We start from the raw sequence: 24,269 nt of genomic DNA, 5'->3' as shown, positions 1-24,269 counted from the left end.
TTGGTAAGCTTAAGATTTTTCGCTATCACGAGTCTCAAGTCCTGCAACAATCTGTTGCAAAACTTTGCTTGTTCCGAAGCCCGGATTCGCGCGATCACCATGCTCGACGGCCTCCCCCTCCAGAAGAAGGCCGAGGGCCGCAGGAGCGCGTTTTGGACTTCATCAACCTTCTGACGCTTGCGAGCGACTCCGTGCTGGCCGTTTCGGTCGCGGGCCTCGTGTTCGTCGCCGGCGGCTTCATCGCCCTCATCGGGATCAACGTCTTCGAGAAGATGCGCGGGCGCCCGTTCGGCCGGCCGCTGCGCCAACTGATCCTGACCGACGCCGACCTGCCGTCGGTGCTGGTGCAGATACCCGTCTTCAACGAGCCCGAGACGGTGGTCGGCGCGCTGCGCTGCGCCTCGGCGCTCGACTGGCCGCGCGATCGGCTACACGTCCAGCTCCTCGACGATTCGACCGACGAGGCTTCCGTCGCCGCCGCCGCCCGCGTGGTCGGCGAGATGCGCGACCGCGGCTTCCACGTCCATCACCTGCGCCGCTCGGACCGCTCGGGCTATAAGGCCGGCGCGCTCGCCGTCGGCCTCGCCCAGTCGACCGCGCCCTATGTCGCGATCCTCGACGTCGATTTCCGTCCGCCGTCGAACTGGCTGCGCAAGGTCATGCCGGCGCTGATCGCCGATCCGCGCGCGAGCTTCATCCAGTCGCGCTGCGAATTCGCCAACGCCGGCTCCAACTGGCTGACGCGCGCGCAGGGGCTGATGCTCGACGCCCATTACGTGCTGGAGCAGGCGACCCGCTACCGCGCCGGCTGGCTGTTCCAGTTCAACGGCACCGCCGGCGTGTGGCGGCGCGCCGCGATCGAGGCCGCCGGCGGCTGGTCCTCCGATTCGCTGTGCGAGGACCTCGACCTCACCGTGCGCGCCGAGCTCGCCGGATGGCGCGGGCTGTTCGCCATGGAGCCGGCCGTTCCCGGCCTCGTGCCTGACCAGGTCCGCCACTGGCGGGTGCAGCAGCGGCGCTGGTCGAACGGCTTCGTGCAGGTGGCGCGCAAGCTCATGAAGCAGGTCTGGGAGTCGGACTGGCCGCTGCGCCGCAAGATTTCCGCCATGCCGCTCATTCTGGTGCAGACCTTCTACCCCTGCGCCGCCGTCGCCATCGGCTCGATGTCCGCCAGCATCCTGCTGCGCCAGGGCGACGCCGCCGCCTACGCGCCGGTGATCGGCATGATCGCCGCCCTCATCGCCGTGGTGGCGGTGGGCATGACGCTGACCCCCTATCTCGTGCTGCGCCGCGGCTCCGCCTCGCGCTATCTCGCGACGCTCGCCTCGCTCACCCCGCTCATGATCTTCGTGAGCCTGTCCAACGCGCCCTCGATCCTGAAGACCGTCTTCGGCGGCGAGGACACCTGGACGCGGACTCCGAAATCAGTCGCCCTTCCCGCCGCAAGCGAGCCTTCGGCGCGCATCTGAGGCCGCGCCCGCCGCGCGGCGGCGCTCGAATCCGACGCCCGGCGCCGAAAAAGCGCCGGGTTTTCGTTTGAAATCCGCCGCTTTGATCTGCGCGCCAGGCTTTCGCCGCGGCGCGCAAGGATGTGAAGCCGGAAACACGAAACGAGGAAACGCGAAGATGCAGCTGTGCATGAAATCGGCGCCGGCCGCGCGGCGCGCGGCGCGCTTTCCAGCCGCCGCGCTCGTGCTCGCCAGCCTCCTCGCCGGCGCGTCGCAGCTTCACGCGCAAGGCTGGCTGGACGGGTTCCACTCCTTCGACTGGAAGGAGTTCTTCACCTACCACACCGAGAAGGAGAAGGCCGAAGGCAAGGCGCGCGAATCGGGCGGACGCAAGCTGTTCTGCCCGGAGATCATCGTGCTCGACGGCACGGCGGCGATCCAGTCCTACGCCGGAACCCCGCAGACCAACCAGAACCTGCGCAGCCAGATCGCCATCACCGACGCCGTGCGCGAATGCGCGATGCAGGGCGACGAGATCGCCTTCAAGGTCGGCGTCGCCGGCCATGTGCTGCTCGGCCCCGCGGGCCAGCCCGGCTCCTTCTCCGTTCCCGTGCGCGTCGCCGTGGTCAACAACCGCGACAACGACGTCATCGTCAGCAAGCTGTTTCACGCCACGGCGACGATTCCCGCCGGCGAGGCGGAGGCCGAATTCTCGGTGGTGACGGACCCGCTGCTCGCGCCCTACACCCAGGACCACGCCGAGGACGACTACACGATCAAGGTCGGTCTCGACGAGGCGGGCGCGAAGGCGGCCGGCGCGGCGCCGCGCAAGAAGCGCTGACCAGGAGACGTCGACGTCCGCGCAGACGCGGACCGCCTACGTCTTAAGTCGGGGACGGCGCGGCCGGCGTTGACAACGGGGCGCGCGGCCTCAATATAAATCCTGTCATTTCCTCCTAGCGGAAGAGTCCGGCGCATGTCGCCGGCGCCGAAGGCGCAACCGCCCCCGGAATCGCTCAGGCCCCAGGACCGCTGGGAGGTGACGCTCTGGAAAGCGGGTCTTCCCCGGAAGGCTCCACCGAAGGAGGCAGCCTCGCCGCAGCTTCGGGCGTCATCCTGCGGGATGGCGCCAAGGCGTCGAGGGAACGCTCTCAGGTCAAAGGACAGAGGGGGCAGAAACATCGCGCGGGCGACCGCGCGTCCCGTTTTTGCTTCGTCGAGGTCGCATGACTGTCGAGCACGCCGGCGCGCTCGCGCGCACTCCCCTTTTCGATCTCCATCTTTCCCTCGGCGCGCGCCTCGTCGCCTTCGCCGGCTATGAGATGCCCGTCCAGTATCCGGACGGCGTCATCGCCGAGCATCTGCACGCGCGGGCCGGCGCCGGCCTGTTCGACGTCTCGCACATGGGGCAGGCCCTGCTCGAGGGCGAAGGCGCGCTCGAAGCCTTCGAGCGTCTCGTTCCCGGCGACCTCCGCAGCCTCGCGCCGGGCCGCATGCGCTACACCCAGCTCCTCGACGAGGCGGGCGGAATCCTCGACGATCTGATGGCGACGCGCCTGCCCGACGCAGGCGGCGCGCAGCGCCTGCTGCTCGTCGTCAACGCCGCCGGCAAGCGCGTCGATTTCGCCCATATACGCGCCGCGCTGCCCGCCCTCGCGCTGACCCCGCTCAAGGATCGCGCCCTTCTCGCGCTGCAGGGGCCGCAGGCGGCCGACGCGCTGCGCGCCCATCTGCCCGGCGTCGAGAAGCTCGCCTTCATGACGGGCGGCGATTTCGAGGCGGGCGGGCGCCGGCTCTTCGTCTCGCGCTCGGGCTACACCGGCGAGGACGGCTTCGAGATTTCCCTGCCCGCCGATTTCGCGGAGGCGTTCGCGCGCGCTCTGCTCGCCGACCCGCGCGTGCGCCCGATCGGGCTCGGGGCGCGCGATTCGCTGCGGCTCGAGGCGGGCCTGCCGCTGTGCGGCCACGACATTGACGCCTCGACCGATCCCGTCGAGGCTGGCCTCGCCTGGTCGATCTCCCGGCGCCGGCGCGCCGAGGGCGGCTTCCCGGGTTTTTCGCGCGTCGCCAGGGCCTTGAGCGAGGGCCCGTCGCGCAAGCGCGTCGGCTTCCTCGTCGAGGGACGTCAGCCCGCGCGCGAGGGCGCGGCGGTCGAGGCGCCGGACGGGCGCGCCATCGGCGTCCTCACCTCGGGCGGCTATGCGCCGAGCCTCTCGCGCCCGATCGCCATGGGCTATGTCGAGACGGGGGAGGCGCGCGTCGGCGCGCGCGTCGCCCTTCTCGCGCGCGGACGCAGGCTCGACGCGAGCCTCGTCGCCCTTCCTTTCGTTCCTCACCGCTATGTCAGGGAAGTCTGATGCCAGGCCTGCGCTTCACCCGCGATCATGAATATGTCCGCCTCGCCGAGGACGGCGCGGCGGTCGTCGGGATCACCGACTACGCCCAGTCGCAGCTCGGCGACGTCGTCTTCGTCGAGCTGCCGAAAATCGGCGCCAGGGTCGAGAAGGGGGCCGAGGCCGCCGTCGTCGAGAGCGTCAAGGCGGCGAGCGGCGTCAACGCCCCGGCCTCCGGCGAGGTGATCGAGGTCAACGCGGCGCTCGAGGAGACGCCGGCGCTCGTCAACGAGGATCCGGCCGGCGCCGGCTGGTTCCTGAAGCTGCGCCTGTCGGACCCGTCGCAGATCGACGCCCTGATGGACGAGGACGCCTATGCGGCCTTCGTGAAGACGCTCGACTGACCATTCGACCGCGCGGCCGCCAAAGATCAACCGCAACTTGATCGGAACTCCATGCGCTATCTGCCCCACACGTCCGAAGACCGCGCCGACATGCTGGCGCGCGTCGGCGTCTCCTCGATCGAGGAGCTGTTTCATGAAATCCCCGAAGACAAGCGCCTGACGCGCCTGCTCGACCTGCCGAAGCGGCGCGGCGAGATGGAGGCGCAGCGGCTCCTCGCCGACATGGCCGGCCGCAACCTGCCGGCGTCCGCCGTCCCGTTCTTCGTCGGCGCCGGCGCCTACAAGCATCACATTCCGGCGAGCGTCGACCATCTGATCCAGCGCTCGGAGTTCCTGACGAGCTACACGCCCTACCAGCCGGAGATTTCGCAGGGCACGCTGCAGGCGAGCTTCGAGTTCCAGAGCCAGGTCGCGGCGCTGACCGCCATGGACGTCGCCAACGCCTCGATGTACGACGGCTCGACGGCCTGCGTCGAAGCCGTGCTGATGGCGCATCGGATCACCGGACGGCGCAAGGCGCTGCTTTCGGGCGCGCTGCATCCCCATTACGCCGCGTCCGTGCGCACGCTCTGCGCGATGAGCGGCGCCGAGGCCGCGAGCCTTCCCGTCGACGTCTTCGCGACCGAAGACCTCGCCGGCGCGATCGACGAGGAGACCTCCTGCGTCGTCGTGCAGAACCCGGACGCCTTCGGCAATCTGCGCGATCTTTCCCCCATCGCCGCCGCGGCCCACGCCAGGGGCGCGCTGCTCGTCGCCGTCGTCGCCGAGGCCGTCTCGCTCGGGCTCGTCAAGGCGCCCGGCGAAATGGGCGCCGACATCGTCGCCGGCGAGGGCCAGTCGCTCGGCGTCGGGCTCAATTTCGGCGGCCCCTATGTCGGGCTGTTCGCGACGCGCTCGAAATATGTGCGGCAAACGCCCGGCCGCCTCGCCGGGGAGACGGTGGACGTCGAGGGGCGGCGGGCCTTCGCGCTGACGCTGTCGACGCGCGAGCAGCACATCAGGCGCGAGAAGGCGACCTCGAGCATCTGCACCAACGCCGGCCTGTGCAGCCTCGCCTTCTCGATCCACCTGACCCTGCTCGGCGAGGCCGGGCTGCGCCGGCTCGCCCGCATCAACCACGCCAACGCCGTCGACCTCGCCGAGCGCTTTTCGGGAATCTTCGGCGTCGAGGTGCTCAACAGGACCTTCTTCAACGAATTCACGGTGCGCGTGCCGGGTCCCGCGGCGGAGATCGTCGAGCATCTCGCCCAGAAGGGCGTGCTTGCCGGCGTCCCCGTCTCGCGGCTATGGCCGGGCGAGGATCTCGACGATCTGCTGCTCGTCGCCTCGAGCGAGGTCAACACGGACGAGGACCGCGCCGCCTTCGCGAACGCTCTGAGGGAGATCGCCTGACATGAACAAGCCCGAACGCCTGCCCCTCGCGCGCAACGAATTCGCCGATGATTTCGCCGCCGCGCGCGGTTTCTCCGGCGCCCGCGGCCTCAGCTTCGAGGAGCCGCTGATCTTCGAGATCGGCCGCCCGGAGACGACCGGCGTCGACCTCGACGAGCCGGCGCCCTTCGACGACCGCCTCGGCGGCCTCGAGCGCGCGGACCCGATCGGCCTGCCGGGCCTCAGCGAGCCGGAGGCGGTGCGCCATTACGTGCGGCTGTCGCAGAAGAACTATTCGATCGACGCCAATCTCTATCCGCTCGGCTCCTGCACGATGAAGCACAATCCCCGCTTCAACGAGGCGGCGGCGCGGCTGCCGGGCTTTTGCGACGTCCATCCGCTGCAGCCGGCCTCGACCGTGCGCGGCGCGCTCGAACTGATGGACGAGCTCGCCCATTGGCTCATGGAGATGACCGGCATGGCGGCGGCGGCGCTGTCGCCGCGCGCCGGCGCGCATGGCGAGGCCTGCGGCATGATGGCGATCAAGGCGGCGATCGAGGCGCGCGGCGAAGCCGCCTCGCGTCGCGTCGTGCTGGCGCCCGATTCCGCCCACGGCACCAATCCGGCGAGCGCCGCGCTCGTCGGCTTCGAGGCCCGCGTCGTTCCCTGCGGCGCCGACGGGCGCGTCGACCTCGCGGCGCTGAAGGCGCGGCTCGGCGCCGACGTCGCGGCGCTCATGCTGACCAACCCGAACACCTGCGGCCTGTTCGAGCGCGACGTCGTCGAGATCGCCGAGGCGGTCCATGCGGCGGGAGCCTATTTCTATTGCGACGGGGCCAATTTCAACGCCCTCGTCGGCAAAGTCCGGCCCGGCGACCTCGGCGTCGACGCCATGCACATCAACCTGCACAAGACCTTCTCGACGCCGCACGGCGGCGGCGGCCCGGGCGCGGGCCCGGTGGTGTTCTCGGCCCGCCTCGCGCCCTTCGCGCCGATCCCCTTCGTGCGCCGCGACGGGGAGCGGATCGCCCTCGTGGAGCAGGTCGAGCCCGGCTCGCGGTCGTTCGGCCGCATGGCGGCGTTCCATGGCCAGATGGGCATGTTCGTGCGCGCCTTCGCCTATATGATCTCGCACGGCTCCGACGGGATGGCGCAGGCGACCGAGGACGCCGTGCTCAACGCCAACTATCTGCGCGCCAGCCTCAAGGACCTGATGTCGCAGCCGTTCGGCGACCAGATCTGCATGCACGAGGTCCTGTTCGACGAGGCGTGGCTCAAGGGGACCGGCGTCTCGACGCTCGACTTCGCCAAGGCGATGATCGACGAGGGCTACCACCCGATGACGATCTACTTCCCGCTCGTCGTCCATGGCGCGATGCTGGTCGAGCCGACCGAATCCGAGAGCAAGGCCTCGCTCGACCTTTTCGTCGCGACGTTGCGCGACCTCGCCTTCAGCGCGCTCGAGGGCGACGTGGAGCGCTTTTCGCAGGCGCCGCGCCATGCGCCGCGCGGACGCGTCGACGAGACGCGGGCGGCGCGCAAGCCGATCCTGAAATGGACGCCGCCTTCGGGCGGGTGACTCCGCTTCCCTTCTGATTTCAGGTCGCTTCCGACGAAGCGGGACGGCTGCGCCGTCCCGCTTTTTCGCGTCCGCCGCCGGCGCCGCCTCCGGCGGTGCGCTTCTTCACCTTCCGTTCACCAAAAGCTCACTAGCATCGTCCGTGCTCTCGCGGCTTGCGGCGTCGTCACGAGATGTTGCGCCGGCGGCGCCAAAATTGACATGCTTGTCACGAATTCGCCGCCGGCGTGGGCTGAACCAGAGCGAGGACGGCGGCGTTTGCATTTCGCAGTTGCAAAATAAGCAGAATCCATCCATATACCATCCATATGGATGGAGGGGACCATGACAGCCGAGATCGTGCGCCTACGGGACAGAACCCCGGACAGCGAAAAGATCACCATCAATCTCGGGCATGTGGATCTCGGCCAGATCGACCTCCTCGTCAGGGAGGGCTTCTACTCCAACCGGACCGACCTGATCCGCACGGCGATCCGCAACGAGATCAGGCAGCATGCGGACGAGGTCAGGCGGACCATGGTGCGCGAGACCCTCGAGGTCGGGCTGAGGCATTACAGCAGGGAGGATCTGGAGAAAGTTCAGGCCGCCGGCGAGATGCTCAGCGTCAACGTCATCGGCCTCGCGATCATCGCCGCGGACGTCCCGGCCGAGCTCGCCTGCGCGACCATCAAGTCGCTGACGGTGCTTGGGACGCTCCAGGCCGGCAAGGCGGTCAAGGCCGCGCTCGCCGACAGGCTGCGCTGAGATGGGCGACATTTCAGGGCAGCTTCTGGCCGCAGTTTCGAAAGGGACCGGAGCAATGAAGACCGTACTCGATGGCGCGCTGCGCAAGGCCGTCGCGCTCACCGCGAGCCAACGTCCCGACGAAGCGACCCGCGTGATTCAGGAGGCGCTGGGCGCCGCTCCGCGCGAGGCGTCGGCGCCGGCCGCGCGCCCTTTCGAACCGCAGGCGACGGTCGTTTCGGCCTCCGCCGCGCCGCCGATCGACTCCGCCGCGCCGGCCGCCTCTGACGGCGGCTTCGCCTCGAGCTTCGGCGCGACGCTTGACGCGGTCGGCGCCGGGCTCGGCGTCAACGCCGCCCTCGACGTCCTGCGCGAGCGCGTCTCCGCCACGCTGTTCGGCGAGGCGCCGGCGCCGGAGGCCCCCGCCGACGCGCAGGGCGCGCGCTTCGTCAACCGCTCCTTCTCATGCGCGGCGGGCTCAAGGCGCTACAAGCTGTTCGTTCCGAGCGCTGCGGCGCGCGGCGCGCCCATGCCGCTCGTCGTCATGCTGCACGGCTGCACGCAGGACGCCGACGATTTCGCGCTCGGCACCGGCATGAACGCGCTCGCCGAGGAGCGCGGCTTCCTCGTCGCTTATCCGCGCCAGTCCTCGAGCTCCAATCACATGGGCTGCTGGAACTGGTTCAAGGCCAAGGACCAGATCCGCGAGTCGGGCGAGCCGGCGATCATCGCCGGCGTCACGCGCGAGATCATGGAGGATTTTCCGGTCGACGTGGAGCAGGTCTTCGTCGCCGGCATGTCGGCCGGCGGCGCCATGGCCGCGATCCTCGCCGTCGCCTATCCCGACCTCTACAAGGCCGTCGGGATCCATTCCGGCCTGCATTGCGGCGCGGCGACGGACTTTCCCTCCGCGCTCGCCGCGATGAAGCACGGCGCGACCCTTCAGGGGACGGAGCCGCCGCAGGCGAACGTGCGCACCATCGTGTTCCAGGGCGGGGCCGACCGGACGGTGCATCCCGCGAACGCCGAAACGATCGTCTCGGTCGCCCGCGCCGGGATCGAGGGCGCGCGCGAAACCGTCGAACGCGGGCTAACCGCCGGCGGCGCGCCTTACGAGCGCATCGTCATCGCCGACGCGAGCGGCGCGCCGCAGGTCGAATACTGGTCGATGCCCGGCCTCGGCCACGCCTGGTCGGGCGGCTATCCCGAGGGCTCCTACACCGATCCCGCGGGACCTGACGCCTCGCGGGAGATGCTGCGCTTCTTCATGGACTGAATTCAGAAACCGCATGCGGAACGCCGCTTCGGGCGCCTGATGGCGCGCCCGGAGCGGGAACGGTTCGCGCCGATCTCGACATGGGTCTGGAGCGCGCTCGACCTGTCCGGGATCGCGAACGCGCTCCAGCTCACGAACGATCGGCGCGAGCCGGTTCAATCGGAGACATTGTCGGGGCCTTCGGGCGCGAAGGGACGCGCGGCGTCCTCCCGGCCGATCGTCCCGCCGGAGGGAGCGCCGAGCCGCGACGTCGAGACGCCTTCCGGCGACGCTTGCCTGACGATGCCGTAGTATTCGCGCGGCGCATGCGCGCGATGCGCCGGGTCGAGAGGTTTCGCCACGCCGGCGCCGGAGGCGAGAAGGGCGAGGCCGAGGCTCAATCCAATCGCTGTGTTCATTGTCTTCTCTCCATCTCCCATCAAGTTGCTTGCGAAACTGTGATAGAGACCGAGATGGACCATGTTTTATTCCCCGTCGTCTGGTCGCCGCGCAGATTTTATTGCGCTCCGACTCTACCGGGACGTGGCGGAAAACGCCTGCTGGAGCGCGCGCAGCTCCTGCGGCGCGGCGTCGGAGATCGCCCAGAACGTGAGGCCGCCCTGCGTCCAGCCAAGCAGGTTGAAGCCTTCGCGCGTCGTCTCGACGGGCGGCGCGTCCGCCGCGCCCGGCGCCGCCGGCCAGACCAGCACGTTCACGACGTGGCGGCCGTGTTCATACACGAGCGCGGCGACGGTGCGGCCGTCGAGATAATCGACCCGCCCGCCGCGCAGCGGAAAGCCCTGCGCGGCGAGGTCTATGACAGGGGGAGAAAAATCGATCCGGCCGGCGAACCACGGCTTGACCGTATGGCGGTCGGACGAAACGACGTCGGTGAGATGGTCGGCGAGCAGCGAACGGACATGGCTTGCGACGATCTCGCCTTGCAGCGGGCTCGCGCGCTGAAGCGGGCCGATGACGAGCGTCAGGGAGGCGGCGAGGAGGGCCGCCGAGGGGAGAAGGCTCCAGCGTCCGAGCCGGTCGAGAAGCGCCGCAGGTCGCGCGCCGCGTCCGCGCTCGCCCTCGATCGCGGCGAGGACGTTCGCGCGCAACGCGTCGGGCGCGCGCCAGCGGGGGGCGCGCGCGCCGATCAACGCGCGGAGCGCGCGCCGCGCCTCGATATGGGCGGCGCAGCCCGGGCAGGTTTCGACATGGCGCTCGATCTCCACCGCGTGCTGGACGTCGAGCTCGCCGTCGAGGAGGGCTTCCAGCGCGGCCTCCCGGCCGGGGCAGGGAGATTGCGGCGCGCTCACGGGGCTTCTCCCACGTCGGCGTCTTCGCCGCGCCAGAACTCGCCGAACAGCTGGCGCGCGCGCGAAAGGCGCGACATCACCGTGCCGATCGGCGCGCCGACGACCTCGGCGATCTCGCGGTAGGACAGATCCTCGATCTCGCGCAGCACGAGAACCTCGCGGAACGCCTCCGGCAGGCGCGACAGCGTGCGGCGCACGCCGTCGGAGACGCCCGCGCGCAATAGGCTCTCCTCCGGGTCGTCCGCCTCGTCGGCGACGGCCTCGACGCCGTCGTTCTCCGCCTGCGCCGCGGCGCCGCGGCGGGCGCGCCAGTCATGGCAGCAATTGCGGACGATGGCGAACAGCCAGGGCCGCGCCGCCTCTCCGCGAAAGCCGGCGAAGCCGCGCAGGGCGCGCAGGAACGCCTCCTGCGTGATGTCCTGCGCCGCGTCGGGGTCGCGCGAAAGATAGCGCGCGAGCGTGTAGGCCGCGTCGAGATGCGGCAGCACCAACAGGCGGAAGCGCTCGCGCTCGGCGCCCTTCAGCCCGGCCTCGGGCCTCGCGCGCGCGAAGGCGGCGGCCGCCTGCGCCAGAATGAACGCTCCGGCGGCGGCGAGCGCCTGGAGCCCGCCCGCCCGCCGGGGCGCCGCCGCGCCGCCAGCGCGGTCCATGGCGAGGCAGGCGGTCATCTGCGCCCTTTCACAATGATCTTTCCCGCCATATGCGGATGAAGCGAGCAGATATACGCATACTCGCCTTCCGCGGCGAACGTGAAGGAGAAGCGCTCGTCCGAGTCGAGCGGGCCCGAGCGCAGCCCCTCGGCCGCGCCGAAGACGGTATGCGGGATGTCGTCGTGATTTATCCATGTCACCCGGTCGCCCGGCGCGACGACGAGCTCCTGCGGGTTGAAGGAGAAATTGTCGATCGTCACGCTCGCCTCCTGCGCTGCGGCGCCGCCGGCCGCGCAGAGGCAGGCGAGAAGCGCGCCGCCGCATATGAGGCGCCGGAGCGCCGGCGTCCCGTCGTTGCGATAGGTCATGACGGCCCTCATGCGGCTAGCCTTCGAGCGGCGTGTCGACGATGGCGAGCGCCTCGTCCGAGCGCCTGAAGGTCACGCTCGCGACGCCGAGCGACTTGCGCAGCTCTCCGGCCGGAACCAGCATCGGACCGGGCGAGGGCGCGGCGCCCGGCGCCGGCTGCGGAAAGGCGGTCGAGCGCGCCGTATGGAAGGCGACCTTGCCTTCGACCTTCTGCATGATCTGATGGATATGGCCGTTCAGCACCGTGACCGAGCCGAAGCGGGCGAGCAGGGCGAGCGCCTGCGCCGCGTCGGCCGTGCCCCAGCCCCAGTCCGGATAGATGAGCCACAGCGGAATATGGGCGAACACCACGATCGGCGTCGACGCCGAAAGGCCGGCGACGTCCCGCGCGAGCCAGTCGAGCTGCTCCTGGCCCAGGGCGCCGAGCCCGCCGCCCTGCAGATCGACGACGTTGACGAGGCCGATGAAATGAAGTCCCCGCGCGTCGAAGCTGCGCCAGCCGGCGCCCTGCGAACCCTCTCCGTGGCGCGCGAGGAACAGCTTTCCGCGGTCCTCGTCGATGACGTCATGCTCGCCCGGAACATAGAAGACGGGAATTCCGGCCCTCTTGATGATCTGTTCCGCGTCGTCGAACTCCTGCGCCTTCGACAGATGCGTCACGTCGCCGGTGTGGATCATGAAGTCGGGCGCCTGCGGCAGCGCCCTGATCCTGTCGATCGCCTCGACGAGCGTCGCGCGCGCGTCGGGGTTCGCGGGCTTCGAAAAGCCGATATGGCTGTCGCTGATCTGCGCGAAGGAGAACGGCGCGGGCTCGGCGAGCGCCGAGCCGAGGAGGGCCGCGCGCGGCAGGCCGCCGCCCGCCGTCCATATGAGGCCGGCGCCGGCCCATCGCATGCACTCGAGAAAGCCGCGCCGGTCGACGCCGCCCTCGCCCGCCGTTCCCCTGTTCCCGTCCCGCATCGCCGTTTCTCCGCTTCGGGGCGCGACGCGCCCCTTTCAGGAAGCGAAGACGGCGCGAGGCGCGCCTTTATTCCCGACGGCGGCGAATTTCGCGGCGGACCGCGGCCTTGCGGGGGCGGCCCGGCCGGCCTAACAAGTCGCGCGCCGCTCGAGATCGCCCGGCGCGGCGAAGGAGATGTTCGATGACCAAGATGCGCCTCGTCGTCGCCGGAGCGCCGGGCCGGATGGGCCGCGCCCTGATCCGCGTCGTCGCCGAGGCGAAGGGCGTCAGCCTCGTCGGCGCGCTCGCGCGGGCGGGCTCGCCGGAACTCGGCCGGGACGCGGGAGACCTCGCAGGCCTTGGCGCGCTCGGCGTCGCGGTGACCGACGATCCGTTGCAAGCGGTGGTTCACACCGACGGGATCCTCGACTTCACCTCGCCCAAAGGCACGCTCGAGCTCGCGGCGCTCGCGGCGCAGGCCCGCGTCGTCCACGTCATCGGCACGACGGGATTCTCCGCCGACGACTTGCAGCGCCTTTCCGCCGCCGCGCGGCACGCCGTGATCGTCCGCTCGGGCAACATGAGCCTTGGCGTCAATGTCATGGCGGCGCTGGTCGAGCAGGCGGCGAGGGCGCTCGGCCCCGACTTCGACGTCGAGATCGTCGAGATGCATCATCGCCGCAAGGTCGACGCGCCGTCAGGCACGGCGCTGCTGCTCGGCGAGGCCGCCGCCAGGGGCCTGCACGTCGATCTTTCGGAAAAGGCGGTGCGCGCGCGCGACGGCCATACCGGACCCCGCCCCGAGGGGGCGATCGGCTTCGCGACGCTGCGCGGCGGCACGGTGGTCGGCGAGCACAGCGTCATTTTCGCCGGCGCCGGCGAGCGGCTTGGCCTCTCCCATGTCGCGGAGGACCGCGCCATTTTCGCGCGCGGCGCGCTCAAGGCCGCGTTGTGGGGCAGGGACCGGAAGGCGGGCCTTTATTCGATGCGCGACGTGCTGGGGCTCGGCGGCTGAAGCGGCGGCGCCGACGTCGAGCCGCCGCTAACGACGAGGCCGCGCCTCTTGCGAAGCGCGGCCTTTGAAGCGAGCTTCCCGGGGGCCTTTAGGAAGTTCATTTGTCAGTTTGATGAAAGTTGGAATTTTTGTCCAGTCACGATTGAGCGACGCGAATCTCCACGCCGCGCGCCGTCGCCGGCTGCGCGCCGGACGTCTTCGCGCCGAATCCGGTCATGAGCGCAAGCGCGAGCACGGCGAGCGTCATCACCGCCACCAGCGTCAGCGACACCTGCAGCTGTCGCCGCGCCGACTGAAGATCGTAGCTGCGCACGAAGCCGGCGTCGCGGCCGTCGTCGAAATAGTTCGCGATAGACATAGCCGCGCTCCAGCCTCCATCGGCCCTGTCGCCGTTCTCACTGCGCCAAGATGCCGCTTCCAACCTGCGACGCGCGTGCGAGGCCGCACGTGGCGCGATTTGCGGCTCAAATAGGGCGGAGCCGGTAAAGAAGCGTTTGACGCGGCAACGTGGAGTCCGGCGAAAAGGTTTCAGGGTTAATAGGTTAACGGAAACAGGCGCGGCGGCGTCGAAGCCGGCGCCGCGCGCCGGCCCGGGCGTCGTGGGATTGTTTCGCCGGGGATTGGCGCTTAATGCTCCCGCCGACAACCGCCGGAGCCCGAACCCATGCCGTTCATCGCCGACGCCCTCGGGCGCGTGAAGCCCTCCGCGACCATCGCGGTCACGCAGAAGGCGCGCGACCTCAGGGCGCAGGGCCGCGACGTGACCTCGCTCTCGGTGGGCGAGCCGGATTTCGACACGCCCGACAATGTGAAGGAGGCGGCGATCGCCGCGATCCGCCGCGGCGATACGAAATACACCCCGGTCGCCGGAATTCCTCAGCTGCGCGAGGCGATCGCCGCGAAGTTCCGCCGCGAGAACGGGCTCGACTACGCGCTATCGCAGATCATCGTCGGCACGGGCGGCAAGCACATCCTGTTCAACGCCTTCCTCGCCACGGTCAATCCGGGCGACGAGGTGATCATTCCCGCGCCCTATTGGGTGAGCTACCCGGACATGGTCCTCATCGCCGGCGGGCGGCCCGTCGCCGTCGAGACGCGCCTTGAGGACGGCTTCAAGCTGCGTCCCGACGCGCTCGAGCGCGCGATCACGCCGAAGACCAAATGGGTTCTCCTCAACTCTCCTTCGAACCCCTCCGGCGCCGCCTATTCGCGCGACGAGATGAAGGCGCTGACCGACGTCCTTCTGCGCCACGAGCATGTCTGGGTCCTGACCGACGACATCTACGAGCATCTCGTCTACGGCGAGTTCGATTTCGTCACGCCGGCGCAGGTCGAGCCGAAGCTCGCCTCCCGCACGCTGACCATGAACGGCGTCTCGAAATCCTACGCCATGACCGGCTGGCGCATCGGCTTCGCCGGCGGGCCGGCCGAGCTCATACGGGCCATGGAGACGCTGCAGGGCCAGCAGACCTCGGGCGCCTGCTCGATCGCGCAATGGGCCTGTGTCGAGGCGCTCAACGGCCCGCAGGACTTCATCGGCGAGCGGCGCAAGGTCTTCGAGGGACGCCGCGACCTCGTCGTCTCCATGCTCAACCAGGCGAAGCATCTGCGCTGCCCGACGCCGGAGGGCGCCTTCTACGTCTATCCGTCCTGCGCCGACGCGATCGGCCGGAAGACCCCGCAGGGCAAGACCATCGCCACCGACGAGGATTTCGTCTCGGAGCTGCTCGAGGCGGAAGGCGTCGCTGTGGTGCAGGGCTCGGCGTTCGGCCTCGGCCCCAATTTCCGCATCTCCTATGCGACCTCGACGGCGCTGCTCGAGGACGCCTGCGCGAAGATCCAGCGTTTTTGCGCGAGCCTCGACTGAGCGTCGGCGTCGCGCGGCGCTAAGGCTCGAAGGCGAGGATCGCGCAGAGATAGACCTCGTCGACCTCCGCGAAGGGGCGGCCCGAGGCGTCGCGCACCAAAGCCCGGTGGCGCAGCGCCGGCGCGTCGGGCGCGCTTGGAAAACGCTTCCGGTCGATGAGGAATTCGACGCCGAGCGTCTCGCGCGTCGGGCGCAGCCCGGCGATGGCGCGCCCGAACGGCGTGTCGCTGGCGTCGAGAACGGCGAGGACGTCGGCGCCCAGCCGGTGCGGAACGTACCAGTTCTGCGCCTCGCACAGCGCGTTCGCGGCGCTGGCGAGGGTCACGGCGCGGTAGAGCACCGCTTCATTGACGCCAATCTCGAGCCGCGCCCGCTGCGCCCGCGTGGCGGCTTTCAGCCCGCCGGAGGCGCGCCGCGCCGCCACCGCGCCGCCGCACCAGCGCTCGAGCAGCGCGGTGGCGCTGTCGGCGGCGAGCAGGGCGGCGTTGAAGCGCTCGAGCCGCGCGAAGGCGTCGGCGCAGCCCCGGCCTCGGCCGCTCGCCTCGTCCTCCCGCGTCCGTCCGCCGCGCAGCATGGGGCCCTCTTTCGCGTCCATGCGCCGCAGCATAGACGAAAAGGCCAAGGAGAAGGCAAGGCCGAGGCCAATTCCCCGCGACTGGACAACGCGCGGGCGAAGCGGCTACACCTGCGCCGCCTCAGAGGGGCGCATCCTCCGCTCGCCGCGCCTTTCTCGCGAACGCCTGAAGGCCGCGGCGCTTTTCGGCCGACCGATGTTCAAGAAGCTCTATGAGTGGACGCTTTCGCTTGCGCAAAGCCGCCACGCGCCGACCGCGCTTTTCGTCATCGCCTTCGCGGAAAGCTCCTTCTTCCCGATCCCGCCCGACGCCATTCTGGTGCCGATGTCGATCGCGAGGCCGGCCCGCGCCTGGACCTACGCCGCGATCTGCACCGTCGGCTCCGTGCTCGGCGCGCTGCTCGGCTACGCCATCGGCGCGCTGCTCTACGAGACGCTCGGCAAGTGGCTGATCGACCTCTACCATTACGGCTCGCGCGTCGACGATCTGCGCGTCCTCTACGGCCAATGGGGCTGGCTGCTGATCCTCGTCAAGGGCTTCACGCCGATCCCCTTCAAGCTCGTCACCATCGTCAGCGGCCTGCTCCTCTACAATCTGCCGCTGTTTGTCCTGCTCTGCCTCATCACCCGCGGCGCGCGCTTCTTCGCGCTCGCCGTGCTGCTCAAATATTACGGCGAGCCGATCAAGGCGCTGCTCGACAAATATTTCGGCTGGTTCCTCATGATCCTGCTCGCCATCGTCGTGCTTGGCTTCTGGATTGCCGGGCGCTCGGTGTAGGGGCGCGATGCAGGCCCTTCGTCCTTCCCTCCGTCTCGACCCCGCCCGCGCCGGCGCGCTCGTCTTCGCCGCCGCCGCGCTGACGCTGGCCGGCGCGTGGATTTTCGAGGCGATGGGCTACGCGCCCTGCGAGCTCTGCCTCAAGCAGCGCATTCCCTATTACGTCGGCGTTCCGCTCGCCGGCGCGGCTTTCGGCCTCGCGCGCTCTGGGTTTCCGCGTCCGGCGCGCTGGCTGCTCGCGGCCCTCGCCGCGCTGTTCGCCGCCAGCGCCCTCTTCGGCGCCTATCACGCCGGCGTCGAATGGGGCTTCTGGCCGGGACCGGCCGATTGCACGGGCAAGCTCGACGGCGCCGGCTCGGTCGAGGATTTTCTGACGCAGTTGCGCAGCGTCAAGGTCGTGCGCTGCGACGCGCCGGCCCTGCATGTGCTGGGCCTGTCGCTCGCCGTCTGGAACGCGGCGATCTCGGCCGCGCTGGCGCTCGTCGCCGGTCTCGGCGCGACGCGGGCGCTGGCCGCTCCGCAAGAGGGCGCCGGGGCGGGACGCGCGCCCTAGAGAAGATGCAGGAATTGCAGTGCGCTACGGGCGAGGCCGGGCGCCTTGAGGAGCGGCGTCGAAGCGCCGCCCGACGCCTGAGGAGAAAGCTCCGTCCGCGGAGCCTCCTCCGGCGCGGCCATATGCCGCGCAGGAACGAGGTCGAGCGGCGGCGCTTCGACGCCGCTTCGGCGCCGGACGAGCTTTTCTCGCCGGGCTGATTAAGGCATCGTGAAAAATATGTATGGAGGATTTTCGCGGTGAGTTCATTCGCGACGCTGAGCGCCGTCCAACTCGGACGCTTCGGGGCGCTGCCCGAGAAGTTCGTCGACAATCCGTTCCGCTCCGCGGTTCTCGACCCGTTGCAGCGGCGCAACGCCGCGCTCGACGCGGTCTTCTATGACGTCGACGCCGTCACGGTGGACGAAATCCCCAACCTCTCCTTCTGGCTCGCGCGCGAGGGCGCGATCCTCGTCGCGCCGCCGACCGGCGAGGGCCTGATCCGTTTCCACCTGAGCGCCGAGGACTTCCTCGCGGCGGGCGAGGACGTCGGGGCGCTGACGGTCGCCGGCGTCGGCGGCACGGCGCTCGGCGCGGCGGGCTTCGCGCGCAACGTCGCGGACGCCATCGGGCGGCCGGCCGCGGCGGTGATCTCGGGCTATGGCCTCTCCGACGCGCTGACCGAGGCGCTCGGCGGCTTCTTCTGGTTCGGCGCCCTCAACTCCATCCGTCATTTCTTCGAGCCGCTCGACGAGGCGACCAAGCGCTTCACGCGCAGCGAGGAGCGGCCCGACGAGAACGAGCCCGCGCGCACGAGCCGCGACACCGAGACGCTCATCGCGCTCCTCGCGGACGAACGCTTCCCGGCCGATCTCCTCGTCGGCCATTCGAAGGGCAATCTCGTGCTGTCGGAGGCGCTCTACGCGCTCGCCGCCGAAAATCCCATGCGCACGGCGCGGCTCGCCTCGACGGCGCGCATCGTCACCATCGGCGCCATGATCGGCATGCCGCCGCCCTATCAGAACGTCATCGACGTGATGGGCGCGCTCGACTGGTTCGGCGCGCTCAATTCACGGCCCGACGTCAACGCCGACTACGTCGTTCCCAACGCATGGCACAGCACGAATCCCGACTTCCCGTTCGGAATGGGGATCAAGGTCGCGCAGGTCCTGCGCGAGGCGCTGGAGCGCTTCACGCGCCGCCCGACCGCGCAGTCCAACATGCGCCTCGTCTCGGCGCTCGACGCGCCCCAGCTCCTGACTGCGGCGCTGCGGGCCGAGTGAGGCGCGGATTCAGTCGGCGGCGAGCAGGGCGCGGGCCCGCAGCTTCTCGGTCTCGCTCTTGAGCTGGCCGCAGGCGGCGAGGATGTCGCGCCCGCGCGGCGTGCGCACGGGGCTGGCGTAGCCGGCGTCGAAGACGATCTGCGAGAACCGCCCGATCGTAGCGTCGTCCGAGCATTCGTAGGGCGAGCCGGGCCAGGGATTGAAGGGGATCAGGTTGATCTTCGCCGGCAGGCCTTTCAGGAGCCGCACCAGCTCGCGCGCCTCCGCGGGAGAGTCGTTGACCCCCTTCAGCATCACATATTCGAAGGTGATGCGCCGGGCGTTGGAGGCGCCCGGATAGGCGCGGCACGCCGCGAGCAGGTCGGCGATCGGATATTTCCGGTTGAGCGGCACGAGCCTGTCGCGCAGCTCGTCGCGCACTGCGTGGAGGGAGATGGCGAGCATCGCGCCGGTGCGCTCGCCGAGCTCGGGCAGGCGCGGGACGACGCCGGCCGTCGAGACGGTGATGCGCCGGCGCGACAGGGAGAGCCCTTCGCCGTCCGACATCGCCCCGATCGCGTCGGCGACATGGCCGAGATTGTAGAGTGGCTCGCCCATCCCCATGAACACGACGTTGGAGATGAAGCGCGCGCCTTCGCCGGGGACCACGCCGTCCGCAGGCGGCGCGCGGCCGGGAAAATCGCCGAGCCGTTCGCGCGCGACGAGAAGCTGGCCGACGATCTCCGCCGTCGTCAGGTTGCGCACGAATTTCTGCGTGCCGGTGTGGCAGAAGGAGCAGGTGAGCGTGCAGCCGACCTGGCTCGACACGCAGAGCGTGCCGCGGTCGGCCTCCGGGATGTAGACGCATTCGATCTCGGCGCCGCGGTCGCGCCCGTCGACCGGAGCGAGGCGGATCAGCCATTTGCGCGTGCCGTCGCGGGAGATCTGCTCCGAGACGACCTCGGGCCGCGCGAGCGAAAAACGCTCCTTGAGCGCGCCGCGCAGCCCCTTGCCGACGTTGAGCATCTCGTCGAAGGACGAGGCGCCGCGATGATAGATCCAGTGCCAGAGCTGCGCCGACCGCATGCGGATCTCGCGCTGCGGCGTTCCGATGTCGGCGAGCGCGGCGCCGACGCCCTCGCGCGTCGCTCCGGCGAGCGAGGGCTTTTCAGCGCGAAGAGGCGCGGCGGACGAGGCGAGGCCGCCGTCCGCCTGAACAGGTTCCAATTCGGTCATCTTTTCCTCTTACCACGCCGACGCGGCTTTCTCCATCGGCGCGGCGTCCGCGCCGCCGCTTTCCTTCGTCCCGCTCCCCGAGGCCAGCCCGATGACGCTTTCGAACCTTCACGCGGCCTTTCTCGCCCTCGCGCTCGCCGGCGCCGCCGCGCCCGCCATGGCGCAATCGTTCATTCCCCTGCGCGACGCGGTTCCCTCGATCGCCGTCACGGGCGAGGCGGGCGCCGAGGTCGTTCCCGACCTCGCCATCCTGACCTTCGCCGTCGTCTCCGAGAAGAAGACGCCGGCCGAGGCGTCCGCCGAGAACGCGGCGGCGACGCAGGCGGTGATGGCCGACGTCAAGGCCGCCGGCGTCGAGCCGCGCGACGTCCGCACGCTCGGGCTCTCGCTCAGCCCGGTCTATGACGAGACGATCGACCCGCAGGGGCGGCGCGCCGGGCGCAAGCTGCGCGGCTATGAGGCGCGCAACGAGATCCGCGTGCGGCTTCGCCATGTCGAGCAGGCGGGCGAGCTGGCGCAGCGCTGGATCGCCAAGGGCGCCAACGAGTTCTCGGGCGTCAAGTTCGACGTCGATCAGAGGGAGACGCGGCTCGACGCGCTGCGCGGCGAGGCGATGCGCGACGCCCGCCGCAAGGCGCAGGCCTATGTCGACGGGCTCGGCCTGAAGCTCGGCCGCGTGCTGTCCATCGCGCCGGGCGGGGCCCCGCGTCCAGCGCCGATGGCCATGGCGCGTATGGCCAAGGCGGACGAGGCCGCAGCGGCGATCCCGCTCGAGCCCGGCGTCGAGCGGCTCTCCGTCGAGGTCGAGGTCGTCTGGGAGATCGCGCAATAGGCCGCGCGGCGCCTCAGCGCTCCGCCCAGTCGAGGATCAGAATGTCGAGGCCGGCGTCGGGCGTGTAGTCCTTGCGGCGGACCTCGAACTGCGTCGGCGAGATTTTCCTCACGCCCTCGGCGCAGAAGCTGACGAGCGAATCGGCCTTTCCCTTGTCGACGGCGAGGCGGAAGTCGCCGATCGGCCCCATCCAGTTCGCGCCGGTCTTCAGCGCGTAGCCGATTCCCCGACGCCCGCCGACCGGTCGAGAAGGAGCCCGTCGGCGACGAGCTTGTCCCTTTGCGCCTTCGGCAGCCGCGCGAGCGCCGCGTCGAAGCCCTCGGCGAAGCGGTTCAGCGGAATCCCGAGCGCCGCGAGGCGGGCCGTGACGTCCTCGCCTCTGAAGACCGCTTGCTCGACGAAATCGAGCGCGGCCGGCTTTCCGTCGAGCGAAAGCTCCGCCATCGAGTCGTCGGCTCGCGCGCCGCCCGCCGAAAGCAGCGCGACGACGAGGCCCGCGGCGGCGCGCGCCGTCACGGCTCCGGCTCTTCGCCGGCCGATGCGCCGCGCAGCGCGTCGGCGAGCCGCATCCGCGCCGAGCCCGGCCGCAGCGGCTTTTGCTGGCTCTCGTGCGGCGCCCAGCCGGACGCATAGATCAGCTCGAAAGTGGCGCGCAGGCGCCCGTCCGGATCGGCGAATTTTTCAGCGTAAATTTCCGCCGCGCGCAAAAACAGGGCGCGCGAGGCCGGCTTGCGCGCGCGCGCGAAAAGGGCGTTAGCCGCGCCCATCGCCCTCAGGTCGGCGAGCAGCGCGAAAAAATCGCCGTAGCGCACGAGCGTCGCCTCGGCGTCGGCGACGGGCAGGGCGAAGCCGGCGCGCTGCAGCAGGGCGCCCATGTCGCGCACGTCGGCGAAGGGCGCAACGCGCGGGCTCGCGCCGCCGTAAAGCTCCGCCTCGGCGCCGGCGAGGGCGGCGCGCAATTCGTGCAGGCTGCGCCCGCCGACGAGGCAGGCGAGGAACAGCCCGTCGGGCTTCAGCGCCCGCCGCGCCTGGATCATCGCGCCGGGCAGGTCGTTGACGCCCTGCAGCGCGAGGGCGCTGACGACGAGGTCGAAACGCTCGGGCGCGAAGGGCTGCGCCTCCTCCCCGCCGACGAGATTGAGCGGAGCGCCGCCCGCCGTCTCCGGCGTCGGCGCCATGCGCGCGAGGATGCGGGGCTTCAGCGCCTCGGCGAGCGCGGGCGTCGGCGTGCCGAGGTCGAGACCGGCGGAAAAGCCGCGGTTGACCAGGGCGAGCCGGTCGCAAATCCCCTCGACGGCGAGGCGCAGCAGAAAATCCTGCGCGCCGGCGCGCAGGGCGCGGGCGAGGTTGCGTCGCGCGAGGGCGCGGTCGAAGAGGGGATCAGCCGTCACGCCTGGCCTGCGTTGACCGTCGGCCGTTTTCGCCGCAGCGCGAAAAGCCGCTGGATCATTTTCCGGGCTTGATTATAGTGGCGCCGCGGCTGCGTCAAAAGGGCCGCGCCGCACTGGCCTGCGCCCGCCGCGGGCGCGCACGCAGGAGGCTTCCGCCCGCATGAACAAGGTTTTCCCCGACGCCCACACCGCGCTCGCCGGCGTCCTCAACGACGGCATGACCTTGTGCTGCGGCGGCTTCGGCCTGTGCGGCATCCCGGGCGAGCTCATCAAGGCGCTGCGCGACTCGGGCGTCAAGGACCTCACCGTCGTCTCCAACAACGCCGGCGTCGACGGCGCGGGGCTTGGCCTCCTCCTCGAGACGCGGCAGATCAGGAAGATGGTCTCGTCCTATGTCGGCGAGAACAAGCTGTTCGAGAAGCTTTATCTCTCCGGCGAGCTCGAGCTCGAGTTCAATCCGCAGGGCACGCTCGCCGAGCGCATCCGCGCCGGCGGCGCCGGGATTCCCGCCTTCTTCACGCGCACCGGCGTCGGCACGCTGATCGCGGAAGGCAAGGAGACGCGCGAGTTCGACGGCCACGCTTACGTCATGGAGCGCGGCATCGTCGCCGACGTCTCGCTCGTCCACGCCTGGAAGGGCGACACGGAAGGCAATCTCGTCTATCGCAAGACGGCGCGCAACTTCAATCCGATGATGGCGACCGCCGGCAAGGTCACGGTGGTCCAGGTCGAGCATCTCGTGCCGGCGGGCGAGATCGACCCGGACGAGATCCACACGCCCGGCATCTTCGTGCAGCGGATCGTGCACACGCCCAACGTCGAGAAGATGATCGAGAAGCGGACCACGCGTCCGCGCGCCGCCTGAACAGATCAAGGAGCGAAGTCTGATGGCCTGGACCCGGGACGAGATGGCGGCCGAAGCGGCCCGTGAGCTGCGCGACGGCTATTACGTCAACCTCGGCATCGGCATTCCGACGCTCGTCGCCAATTTCATCCCGCCCGGCATGAAGGTGCAGCTGCAGAGCGAGAACGGCATGCTCGGCATGGGGCCGTTCCCCTATGAGGGCGACGAGGACGCCGACCTCATCAACGCCGGCAAGCAGACCATCACCGAGCTGCCGACGACGAGCTTCTTCTCCTCGGCCGACAGCTTCGGCATGATCCGCGGCGGCCACATCGACCTCGCCATCCTCGGCGCCATGGAGGTCACCGAGAAAGGCGACCTCGCCAACTGGATGATCCCCGGCAAGATGGTCAAGGGCATGGGCGGCGCGATGGACCTCGTCGCCGGCGTCAAGCGCGTCGTCGTGGTCATGGAGCACGTCGCCAAGGGCCAGTCGAAGCTCTTGCATGAATGCACGCTGCCGCTGACCGGCTCGGCCGTCGTCGACCGCGTCATCACCGACCTCGCCGTCTTCGACATCGACAAGGAGGGCGGCTCGGGCATGACGCTGGCGCGGCTCGCGCCGGGCGTCTCGGTCGACGAGATCAAGGCCAAGACGGTCGCCGGCTTCAAGGTTTCGCCGGGCCTTGAGGCCGAGGCGGCCTGAGCCCGCTCAGGCGACGCGCGCGAAGGTCAGCACGTCGACGCGCCGCGCCTTCGCCCGCAACAGCGCGCGGGCGGCGGCGTTGGCGGTCGCCCCAGAGGTCATCACGTCGTCGACGAGCACGATCGCCGCGCCCTCGACCCGCGCCGCCGCCCTCGGCTCGACCTTGAACGCGCCCTGAAGATTGAGCGCGCGTTGCGTGCGGGTGAGCCGCACCTGCGGCTTCGTCGCCTTGACGCGGACGAGGCAGAAAGGGTCGACCGGAACGCCGCATCGCTCCGAGGCCGCCAGCGCCAGCGCCTGCGCCTGATTGTAGCGCCGCGTGAAGAGACGCAGCGGATGCAGCGGGATGGGGACGAGGAAATCGGCGTCGGCGAGAATGTCGGCCCCCGCCCGCGCCATCCAGGCGCCGAGCGGCCGCGCGATCTCCAGCCGGTCGTAATATTTGAGCCGATGCGCGAGAATGCGCGCCGGTCCGTCGTCATATAGCGCGGCCGCCCGCGCGCGCGCGAACACGGGCGGATTGGCGACCGCCTCCGGCGACAGGAGCCCTTCGCCGCCGAGATCGACGGGCAGCGGCGCGCCGAGCCGCTCGCAGATCGGCCGCTCGATGAAGCGCATCCGCGTCCAGCAGGATGGACAGAGCGCGCCATGGCTCGACGTCGCCGCCCGGCAGGCGAGGCAGGACGGCGGATAGACGAGATCGAAGCCAGCGCGCCCGAGAGCGGCGAGCGCCGACGCCGCGCGCGCCGCCAATGCGCCGGAGGCGGCGCGGGCGAAGCGTGGGACGTCGTCGAGCGTGCGGATCGTCAGGGTCCGGCTCCGCGGATTATGAAGTCGGCCGCAATGTTGG

Annotated in this window: 28 protein-coding genes and 1 riboswitch; of the genes, 16 read left to right on the top strand and 12 right to left on the bottom strand. The window is 70.1% G+C overall.

The features are described 5' to 3' along the window. Positions 1 to 152: 152 nt before the first annotated feature. The 8 genes from ACE3OG_RS12870 to ACE3OG_RS12835 all read left to right on the top strand — a co-directional run bounded on the left by ACE3OG_RS12870 (position 153) and on the right by ACE3OG_RS12835 (position 9,134). Positions 153 to 1,469, top strand: a complete 1,317-nt coding sequence (locus ACE3OG_RS12870) for a glycosyltransferase family 2 protein (protein ID WP_374309251.1) — start codon at positions 153 to 155, stop codon at positions 1,467 to 1,469. Positions 1,470 to 1,626: 157 nt separating this feature from the next. Next, positions 1,627 to 2,289 carry a hypothetical protein gene (locus tag ACE3OG_RS12865; protein WP_374309249.1) on the top strand — a complete coding sequence of 221 codons (663 nt, stop codon included), beginning with the start codon at positions 1,627 to 1,629 and terminating at the stop codon, positions 2,287 to 2,289. A gap of 109 nt (positions 2,290 to 2,398) precedes the next feature. Beyond that, positions 2,399 to 2,490: riboswitch (glycine riboswitch) on the top strand. A gap of 184 nt (positions 2,491 to 2,674) precedes the next feature. After that, positions 2,675 to 3,805 carry a glycine cleavage system aminomethyltransferase GcvT gene (gcvT, locus tag ACE3OG_RS12860; RefSeq protein ID WP_374309248.1) on the top strand — a complete coding sequence of 377 codons (1,131 nt, stop codon included), beginning with the start codon at positions 2,675 to 2,677 and terminating at the stop codon, positions 3,803 to 3,805. Next, positions 3,805 to 4,185: a glycine cleavage system protein GcvH gene (gene gcvH, locus ACE3OG_RS12855; RefSeq protein WP_374309247.1), complete on the top strand. Its 381-nt coding sequence runs from the start codon at positions 3,805 to 3,807 to the stop codon at positions 4,183 to 4,185. The genes gcvT and gcvH overlap by 1 nt, the downstream gene beginning before the upstream one ends. 51 nt (positions 4,186 to 4,236) lie before the next feature. Then, positions 4,237 to 5,577 carry an aminomethyl-transferring glycine dehydrogenase subunit GcvPA gene (gcvPA, locus tag ACE3OG_RS12850; RefSeq protein ID WP_374309246.1) on the top strand — a complete coding sequence of 447 codons (1,341 nt, stop codon included), beginning with the start codon at positions 4,237 to 4,239 and terminating at the stop codon, positions 5,575 to 5,577. Between the two features lies 1 nt (position 5,578). Further along, entirely contained in the window at positions 5,579 to 7,135 is a 1,557-nt protein-coding gene (gene gcvPB / locus ACE3OG_RS12845; RefSeq protein ID WP_374309245.1) for an aminomethyl-transferring glycine dehydrogenase subunit GcvPB, read from the top strand. 324 nt (positions 7,136 to 7,459) lie between these two features. Next, positions 7,460 to 7,879 carry a CopG family transcriptional regulator gene (locus ACE3OG_RS12840; protein WP_374309244.1) on the top strand — a complete coding sequence of 140 codons (420 nt, stop codon included), beginning with the start codon at positions 7,460 to 7,462 and terminating at the stop codon, positions 7,877 to 7,879. 55 nt (positions 7,880 to 7,934) lie between these two features. Continuing rightward, a complete protein-coding gene (locus ACE3OG_RS12835; protein WP_374309243.1) occupies positions 7,935 to 9,134 on the top strand; it encodes a PHB depolymerase family esterase in 1,200 nt (399 codons plus the stop codon). A 155-nt stretch (positions 9,135 to 9,289) separates the two neighbouring features. Here ACE3OG_RS12835 and ACE3OG_RS12830 read toward each other — a convergent pair whose 3' ends face one another. The 5 genes from ACE3OG_RS12830 to ACE3OG_RS12810 all read right to left on the bottom strand — a co-directional run bounded on the left by ACE3OG_RS12830 (position 9,290) and on the right by ACE3OG_RS12810 (position 12,402). Continuing rightward, the gene (locus ACE3OG_RS12830; RefSeq protein WP_374309242.1) at positions 9,290 to 9,532 is read right to left on the bottom strand and encodes a hypothetical protein; all 243 of its coding nucleotides are present in this window, start codon (positions 9,530 to 9,532) and stop codon (positions 9,290 to 9,292) included. Between the two features lie 114 nt (positions 9,533 to 9,646). Beyond that, a complete protein-coding gene (locus ACE3OG_RS12825) occupies positions 9,647 to 10,423 on the bottom strand; it encodes an anti-sigma factor (RefSeq protein ID WP_374309241.1) in 777 nt (258 codons plus the stop codon). After that, positions 10,420 to 11,091 carry a sigma-70 family RNA polymerase sigma factor gene (locus ACE3OG_RS12820; protein ID WP_374309240.1) on the bottom strand — a complete coding sequence of 224 codons (672 nt, stop codon included), beginning with the start codon at positions 11,089 to 11,091 and terminating at the stop codon, positions 10,420 to 10,422. The genes ACE3OG_RS12825 and ACE3OG_RS12820 overlap by 4 nt, the downstream gene beginning before the upstream one ends. Further along, the gene (locus ACE3OG_RS12815) at positions 11,088 to 11,441 is read right to left on the bottom strand and encodes a cupredoxin family copper-binding protein (RefSeq protein WP_374309239.1); all 354 of its coding nucleotides are present in this window, start codon (positions 11,439 to 11,441) and stop codon (positions 11,088 to 11,090) included. The genes ACE3OG_RS12820 and ACE3OG_RS12815 overlap by 4 nt, the downstream gene beginning before the upstream one ends. Positions 11,442 to 11,457: 16 nt before the next feature. Then, entirely contained in the window at positions 11,458 to 12,402 is a 945-nt protein-coding gene (locus ACE3OG_RS12810; protein ID WP_374309238.1) for a metallophosphoesterase, read from the bottom strand. Between the two features lie 182 nt (positions 12,403 to 12,584). Between ACE3OG_RS12810 and dapB the strand changes: the two genes are divergently transcribed. Beyond that, on the top strand, positions 12,585 to 13,397 hold the full coding sequence (dapB, locus tag ACE3OG_RS12805) for a 4-hydroxy-tetrahydrodipicolinate reductase (protein ID WP_374309237.1): 813 nt from the start codon (positions 12,585 to 12,587) through the stop codon (positions 13,395 to 13,397). A 136-nt stretch (positions 13,398 to 13,533) separates the two neighbouring features. Here dapB and ACE3OG_RS12800 read toward each other — a convergent pair whose 3' ends face one another. Further along, positions 13,534 to 13,755 carry a hypothetical protein gene (locus tag ACE3OG_RS12800; RefSeq protein ID WP_374309236.1) on the bottom strand — a complete coding sequence of 74 codons (222 nt, stop codon included), beginning with the start codon at positions 13,753 to 13,755 and terminating at the stop codon, positions 13,534 to 13,536. Positions 13,756 to 14,061: 306 nt separating this feature from the next. On the opposite strand from ACE3OG_RS12800, the gene ACE3OG_RS12795 reads away from it, so the two are divergent. Next, positions 14,062 to 15,264, top strand: a complete 1,203-nt coding sequence (locus tag ACE3OG_RS12795; RefSeq protein ID WP_374309235.1) for a pyridoxal phosphate-dependent aminotransferase — start codon at positions 14,062 to 14,064, stop codon at positions 15,262 to 15,264. A gap of 19 nt (positions 15,265 to 15,283) precedes the next feature. On the opposite strand, the gene ACE3OG_RS12790 is transcribed toward ACE3OG_RS12795, so the two are convergent. Next, complete coding sequence (locus ACE3OG_RS12790; RefSeq protein ID WP_374309233.1) at positions 15,284 to 15,838, bottom strand: hypothetical protein; 555 nt, start codon at positions 15,836 to 15,838, stop codon at positions 15,284 to 15,286. Between the two features lie 196 nt (positions 15,839 to 16,034). On the opposite strand from ACE3OG_RS12790, the gene ACE3OG_RS12785 reads away from it, so the two are divergent. The 3 genes from ACE3OG_RS12785 to ACE3OG_RS12775 all read left to right on the top strand — a co-directional run bounded on the left by ACE3OG_RS12785 (position 16,035) and on the right by ACE3OG_RS12775 (position 18,431). After that, positions 16,035 to 16,616: a YqaA family protein gene (locus ACE3OG_RS12785; protein ID WP_374309231.1), complete on the top strand. Its 582-nt coding sequence runs from the start codon at positions 16,035 to 16,037 to the stop codon at positions 16,614 to 16,616. 7 nt (positions 16,617 to 16,623) lie between these two features. After that, on the top strand, positions 16,624 to 17,169 hold the full coding sequence (locus ACE3OG_RS12780) for a disulfide bond formation protein B (RefSeq protein WP_374309229.1): 546 nt from the start codon (positions 16,624 to 16,626) through the stop codon (positions 17,167 to 17,169). 239 nt (positions 17,170 to 17,408) lie between these two features. After that, positions 17,409 to 18,431 (top strand): hypothetical protein, encoded by a 1,023-nt coding sequence (locus tag ACE3OG_RS12775; protein ID WP_374309227.1) that lies wholly within the window; start codon positions 17,409 to 17,411, stop codon positions 18,429 to 18,431. A 9-nt stretch (positions 18,432 to 18,440) separates the two neighbouring features. Here ACE3OG_RS12775 and rlmN read toward each other — a convergent pair whose 3' ends face one another. Next, a complete protein-coding gene (rlmN, locus tag ACE3OG_RS12770; RefSeq protein WP_374309225.1) occupies positions 18,441 to 19,646 on the bottom strand; it encodes a 23S rRNA (adenine(2503)-C(2))-methyltransferase RlmN in 1,206 nt (401 codons plus the stop codon). A gap of 91 nt (positions 19,647 to 19,737) precedes the next feature. Between rlmN and ACE3OG_RS12765 the strand changes: the two genes are divergently transcribed. Next, the gene (locus ACE3OG_RS12765) at positions 19,738 to 20,478 is read left to right on the top strand and encodes an SIMPL domain-containing protein (RefSeq protein WP_374309223.1); all 741 of its coding nucleotides are present in this window, start codon (positions 19,738 to 19,740) and stop codon (positions 20,476 to 20,478) included. Between the two features lie 13 nt (positions 20,479 to 20,491). Here the strand turns inward: ACE3OG_RS12765 and ACE3OG_RS12760 are convergent, their stop codons facing one another. From ACE3OG_RS12760 to ACE3OG_RS12750, 3 genes are read right to left on the bottom strand one after another with little or no spacing between them, the layout of a single operon-like run. Continuing rightward, on the bottom strand, positions 20,492 to 20,668 hold the full coding sequence (locus tag ACE3OG_RS12760) for a DUF4424 family protein (RefSeq protein WP_374309221.1): 177 nt from the start codon (positions 20,666 to 20,668) through the stop codon (positions 20,492 to 20,494). 17 nt (positions 20,669 to 20,685) lie between these two features. Next, on the bottom strand, positions 20,686 to 20,994 hold the full coding sequence (locus tag ACE3OG_RS12755; protein WP_374309219.1) for a DUF4424 family protein: 309 nt from the start codon (positions 20,992 to 20,994) through the stop codon (positions 20,686 to 20,688). Further along, positions 20,991 to 21,869, bottom strand: a complete 879-nt coding sequence (locus ACE3OG_RS12750) for a methyltransferase domain-containing protein (RefSeq protein WP_374309217.1) — start codon at positions 21,867 to 21,869, stop codon at positions 20,991 to 20,993. The genes ACE3OG_RS12755 and ACE3OG_RS12750 overlap by 4 nt, the downstream gene beginning before the upstream one ends. A gap of 160 nt (positions 21,870 to 22,029) precedes the next feature. Here ACE3OG_RS12750 and ACE3OG_RS12745 point away from each other — a divergent pair, with 160 nt between their 5' ends. Together ACE3OG_RS12745 and ACE3OG_RS12740 are read left to right on the top strand one after the other, a co-directional pair. After that, a complete protein-coding gene (locus ACE3OG_RS12745; protein WP_374309215.1) occupies positions 22,030 to 22,734 on the top strand; it encodes a CoA transferase subunit A in 705 nt (234 codons plus the stop codon). 22 nt (positions 22,735 to 22,756) lie between these two features. Beyond that, on the top strand, positions 22,757 to 23,419 hold the full coding sequence (locus ACE3OG_RS12740) for a 3-oxoacid CoA-transferase subunit B (RefSeq protein ID WP_374309213.1): 663 nt from the start codon (positions 22,757 to 22,759) through the stop codon (positions 23,417 to 23,419). Between the two features lie 6 nt (positions 23,420 to 23,425). Here the strand turns inward: ACE3OG_RS12740 and ACE3OG_RS12735 are convergent, their stop codons facing one another. Further along, positions 23,426 to 24,172 (bottom strand): ComF family protein, encoded by a 747-nt coding sequence (locus tag ACE3OG_RS12735; protein ID WP_374309211.1) that lies wholly within the window; start codon positions 24,170 to 24,172, stop codon positions 23,426 to 23,428. Between the last annotated feature and the right edge of the window lie 97 nt (positions 24,173 to 24,269).

It is taken from the genome of Methylocella sp. (assembly GCF_041905455.1).
GTDB lineage: Bacteria > Pseudomonadota > Alphaproteobacteria > Rhizobiales > Beijerinckiaceae > Methylocapsa.
This window is presented reverse-complemented; position numbering and strand designations above follow the sequence as displayed.

Coding starts and splice junctions, on each gene's coding strand:
- ACE3OG_RS12760 (WP_374309221.1), bottom strand. CDS start 20,668: ATGGGGCCGATCGGCGACTTCCGCCTCGCCGTCGACAAGGGAAAGGCC.
- ACE3OG_RS12785 (WP_374309231.1), top strand. CDS start 16,035: ATGTTCAAGAAGCTCTATGAGTGGACGCTTTCGCTTGCGCAAAGCCGC.
- ACE3OG_RS12840 (WP_374309244.1), top strand. CDS start 7,460: ATGACAGCCGAGATCGTGCGCCTACGGGACAGAACCCCGGACAGCGAA.
- gcvH (WP_374309247.1), top strand. CDS start 3,805: ATGCCAGGCCTGCGCTTCACCCGCGATCATGAATATGTCCGCCTCGCC.
- ACE3OG_RS12815 (WP_374309239.1), bottom strand. CDS start 11,441: ATGACCTATCGCAACGACGGGACGCCGGCGCTCCGGCGCCTCATATGC.
- ACE3OG_RS12795 (WP_374309235.1), top strand. CDS start 14,062: ATGCCGTTCATCGCCGACGCCCTCGGGCGCGTGAAGCCCTCCGCGACC.
- ACE3OG_RS12765 (WP_374309223.1), top strand. CDS start 19,738: ATGACGCTTTCGAACCTTCACGCGGCCTTTCTCGCCCTCGCGCTCGCC.
- ACE3OG_RS12740 (WP_374309213.1), top strand. CDS start 22,757: ATGGCCTGGACCCGGGACGAGATGGCGGCCGAAGCGGCCCGTGAGCTG.
- dapB (WP_374309237.1), top strand. CDS start 12,585: ATGACCAAGATGCGCCTCGTCGTCGCCGGAGCGCCGGGCCGGATGGGC.
- ACE3OG_RS12820 (WP_374309240.1), bottom strand. CDS start 11,091: ATGACCGCCTGCCTCGCCATGGACCGCGCTGGCGGCGCGGCGGCGCCC.
- ACE3OG_RS12780 (WP_374309229.1), top strand. CDS start 16,624: ATGCAGGCCCTTCGTCCTTCCCTCCGTCTCGACCCCGCCCGCGCCGGC.
- ACE3OG_RS12745 (WP_374309215.1), top strand. CDS start 22,030: ATGAACAAGGTTTTCCCCGACGCCCACACCGCGCTCGCCGGCGTCCTC.
- ACE3OG_RS12835 (WP_374309243.1), top strand. CDS start 7,935: ATGAAGACCGTACTCGATGGCGCGCTGCGCAAGGCCGTCGCGCTCACC.
- gcvT (WP_374309248.1), top strand. CDS start 2,675: ATGACTGTCGAGCACGCCGGCGCGCTCGCGCGCACTCCCCTTTTCGAT.
- rlmN (WP_374309225.1), bottom strand. CDS start 19,646: ATGACCGAATTGGAACCTGTTCAGGCGGACGGCGGCCTCGCCTCGTCC.
- ACE3OG_RS12830 (WP_374309242.1), bottom strand. CDS start 9,532: ATGAACACAGCGATTGGATTGAGCCTCGGCCTCGCCCTTCTCGCCTCC.
- ACE3OG_RS12810 (WP_374309238.1), bottom strand. CDS start 12,402: ATGCGGGACGGGAACAGGGGAACGGCGGGCGAGGGCGGCGTCGACCGG.
- ACE3OG_RS12865 (WP_374309249.1), top strand. CDS start 1,627: ATGCAGCTGTGCATGAAATCGGCGCCGGCCGCGCGGCGCGCGGCGCGC.
- ACE3OG_RS12800 (WP_374309236.1), bottom strand. CDS start 13,755: ATGTCTATCGCGAACTATTTCGACGACGGCCGCGACGCCGGCTTCGTG.
- gcvPA (WP_374309246.1), top strand. CDS start 4,237: ATGCGCTATCTGCCCCACACGTCCGAAGACCGCGCCGACATGCTGGCG.
- gcvPB (WP_374309245.1), top strand. CDS start 5,579: ATGAACAAGCCCGAACGCCTGCCCCTCGCGCGCAACGAATTCGCCGAT.
- ACE3OG_RS12790 (WP_374309233.1), bottom strand. CDS start 15,838: ATGCTGCGCGGCGGACGGACGCGGGAGGACGAGGCGAGCGGCCGAGGC.